Here is a 2,705-nt window from a genome sequence, read left to right as displayed (position 1 = left end):
GCCCCCGACTTCGTTCAGCCGCGCGCGAGGCGCCCCACCGCGTCCGCGGCCGTGTCCACGCCGCCCTCGCGGCGGACCTCCGCCTGCAGCCCGCGCGCTCGCGGCGCGCAGGCCCGCGCCGCCGCGACGGCCTCGCGCACCGGCGTCTCGCCGAGCTGCACACCCGCGCCGATCGCTTCCAGCGTGGCGGCGTTGGCGAACTGGTCCACGGCCTGGGGCGCGGCGACGACCGGCACGCCGTACCAGAGCGCCTCGCTCGCGCCGCCCATCCCGGCGTGGGTGATGAAGACGTCGGCGTGCTCGAGGACGTCGAGCTGGGGTTGGGTGCGGGCGGCGCTCACCGTGTCCGGGAGCGTCGCGGGGTCGACCTTGCCGGTGGCGATCACGACGCGATGGTCGTCGCCAAGCTCGTTCGCGAAGGTCTCGTAGAGGTCGGCGCGGTCGGTGTACGCCGTGCCGAAGGAGACGTACACGAGCGGCTGCTCGCCCGGCGGGGGCGTCCAGCCCTGTTTGCGCGACTCGTCGATGGCGGGGCCCGCGAACACGTAGCGGTCGCTGACGCGGTCCGCGTTGGGCTGGAGCGCCCGCGGGATCAGCACGACGCACGCCGCGGGCTTGCCGAGGAAGGCTTCGTTGTCCAGGGCGACGTCGTTCTCGTCGAGCCAGCCGCGCAGCGTGGCGAAGTACGCCTTGCCGCTGTCCGACGCCTTCAACGTGTCGTAGAACTCGGCCATGTCGTCCTCGTAGCCCTCCCACGCGACGGAGGCGGGCGAGAGCTGCACGGCGGGCACGCCCCAACGATGGGCCGCGACATGACCGGCGAAGCCGCCGATGTCGTAGAGCACCGCGTCGGCGGGTTCGAGCCGCGTGATGTGCGGCAGCACCGCGATCGCCTCGTCCAGGAACACGCGCATCGCGGCGCCCGGATCCTCCGGCCACGGCTCCTCGCCGATCGGCATGATCGTCTCGTGGCCGACGACCGTGGCGCCGGTCGGCTCGACGAGCGCGCGGTGGCGCTCCCCGACCACGTATGTCACCTCGTGCCCGCGGCGGACGAGCTCGGCGAGCACGGCGAGGCTCGGATAGATGTGACTGGGCGCGCTGACACCCGCCATGAGAAGGCGCATGCTCGATAGCTTTCCGGATATGCCGTTCGTTCCGCATCGCCGCGTCGTGCTCGGCGCGCTGGCCATCGCCCTCGTCCCCGCCGGTGCCGCCCTCGCCGGTGGCTCCACCAAGGTCGCCATGGACGAGTTCACGTTGAAGGCCAGCCCCAAGTCCGTCACCGCCGGCAAGGTCACGTTCTCGGTCAAGAACAACGGGTCCGACCGCCACGAGCTCGTCGTCCTCAAGACCTCGACCCCGGCCGCCAAGCTGCCGGTGAGCGGCGGCCGCGCAAGCGAGAAGGGCCGCGTGGGCGCGTCGAAGAACATCGCCGCCGGCAAGTCGAAGTCGTTGACGCTGTCGCTGAAGAAGGGCCATTACGTGCTCGTGTGCAACATCCCCGGCCACTACGCGGGTGGCATGCGGGCGGACTTCACGGTGAAGTGACCGACTACTTCGCCGGCGAGATCGCCGAGCGCTACGACGAGACGTCCGCCGCGATGTTCGCGCCGGACGCCGTCGATCCGGTCGTCGACGTGCTGGCCGCGCTCGCGGGCGGCGGCCGGGCGTTGGAGTTCGCCATCGGCACGGGACGGATCGCGCTGCCCCTCGCCGCCCGTGGCGTCGAGGTCGCGGGCATCGAGCTGTCGGCGGACATGGTCGAGCAGCTGCGCGCGAAGGAAGGCGGCGCGACGCTGGACGTGACGCTCGGCTCCTTCAGCGACACGCGCGTGGACGGCTCGTTCGCGCTCGTCTACCTCGTGTTCAACACGATCGGCAACGTCACGACGCAGGCCGAGCAGGTCGCGACCTTCCGCAACGCCGCCGCCCACCTCGCCCCGGGCGGCCACTTCGTGATCGAGGTCGGCGTGCCCGAGCTGCGCCGCCTCCCGCCGGGCCAGAACACGCTCGTGTTCGAAGCCCGCGAGGGCAAGTGGGGCATCGACGAGTACGACTTCGTCGACCAGGGCCTCGTCTCCCACCACTTCGAGGAGCGCGAGGACGGCCACGTCGAGCGCACCTCGATGCCCTTCCGCTACGCCTTCCCGGCCGAGTACGACCTCATGGCCGAGCTCGCCGGCCTCGCCCTCCACGCCCGCTGGGCCGACTGGCACCGCTCGCCGTTCACCGGCGAGAGCACCAAACACATCTCGATCTGGCAGAAGCCCTAGAACCCGTCCGCACCTCATGCGAACATACGTTCGCAATGACGGCGGACGGATCTTCCTACGCGCGCCTACGCCGCGCCATCCAAACGGGCAACCTCGCGATCATCCACACCACGGCCGCCGAGCTCGGCCACATCTCGCTCCGCGACGCGCTCGGCATCCTGCTCGTGATCGAACGCGAGGCCGAAGAGCGCTTCGATGCCGCCGCCGTCCGCTGGGCAGGCCGATTGGCCCTCGAGACCCCGGACCTCGAGCTCGCCGAGCTGGCCGGCGCCTTGGAGTCGTTAGAGGCGCTGCCCAACGAACACGCCCAACGAGTACTCGTGGGCCTGGCCGACCGAGCGCGCCCGCTGGCGCGAGGTGCCCGCTAGGAGGCGCCGGGCCGCCACGCCGCCGCGCGCCATCGCCCGCTACGCCGCGCCACGCCGGGCC

4 protein-coding genes are annotated in these 2,705 nt (G+C 71.7%); 3 read left to right on the top strand and 1 reads right to left on the bottom strand.

Going from position 1 to position 2,705, the window contains the following annotated elements:
- Positions 1–14: 14 nt before the first annotated feature.
- On the bottom strand, positions 15–1,127 hold the full coding sequence (locus OJ997_RS36145) for a macrolide family glycosyltransferase (protein WP_270030328.1): 1,113 nt from the start codon (positions 1,125–1,127) through the stop codon (positions 15–17).
- 19 nt (positions 1,128–1,146) lie between these two features.
- Between OJ997_RS36145 and OJ997_RS36140 the strand changes: the two genes are divergently transcribed.
- From OJ997_RS36140 to OJ997_RS36130, 3 genes are read left to right on the top strand one after another with little or no spacing between them, the layout of a single operon-like run.
- The gene (locus OJ997_RS36140; RefSeq protein ID WP_270030326.1) at positions 1,147–1,551 is read left to right on the top strand and encodes a plastocyanin/azurin family copper-binding protein; all 405 of its coding nucleotides are present in this window, start codon (positions 1,147–1,149) and stop codon (positions 1,549–1,551) included.
- A complete protein-coding gene (locus tag OJ997_RS36135) occupies positions 1,548–2,276 on the top strand; it encodes a class I SAM-dependent DNA methyltransferase (RefSeq protein ID WP_270030325.1) in 729 nt (242 codons plus the stop codon). Before OJ997_RS36140 ends, OJ997_RS36135 begins: the two co-directional genes overlap by 4 nt.
- Before the next feature lie 35 nt (positions 2,277–2,311).
- Complete coding sequence (locus OJ997_RS36130; RefSeq protein WP_270030324.1) at positions 2,312–2,644, top strand: hypothetical protein; 333 nt, start codon at positions 2,312–2,314, stop codon at positions 2,642–2,644.
- The last annotated feature ends 61 nt before the right edge of the window (positions 2,645–2,705 follow it).

The organism is Solirubrobacter phytolaccae, from assembly GCF_027587195.1.
Classification (GTDB): domain Bacteria; phylum Actinomycetota; class Thermoleophilia; order Solirubrobacterales; family Solirubrobacteraceae; genus Solirubrobacter; species Solirubrobacter phytolaccae.
The sequence above is the reverse complement of the archived record's forward strand: the minus strand, read 5'-3'. Positions and strand labels throughout refer to the sequence as shown.

Coding starts and splice junctions, on each gene's coding strand:
- OJ997_RS36145 (WP_270030328.1), bottom strand. CDS start 1,127: ATGCGCCTTCTCATGGCGGGTGTCAGCGCGCCCAGTCACATCTATCCG.
- OJ997_RS36140 (WP_270030326.1), top strand. CDS start 1,147: ATGCCGTTCGTTCCGCATCGCCGCGTCGTGCTCGGCGCGCTGGCCATC.
- OJ997_RS36130 (WP_270030324.1), top strand. CDS start 2,312: ATGACGGCGGACGGATCTTCCTACGCGCGCCTACGCCGCGCCATCCAA.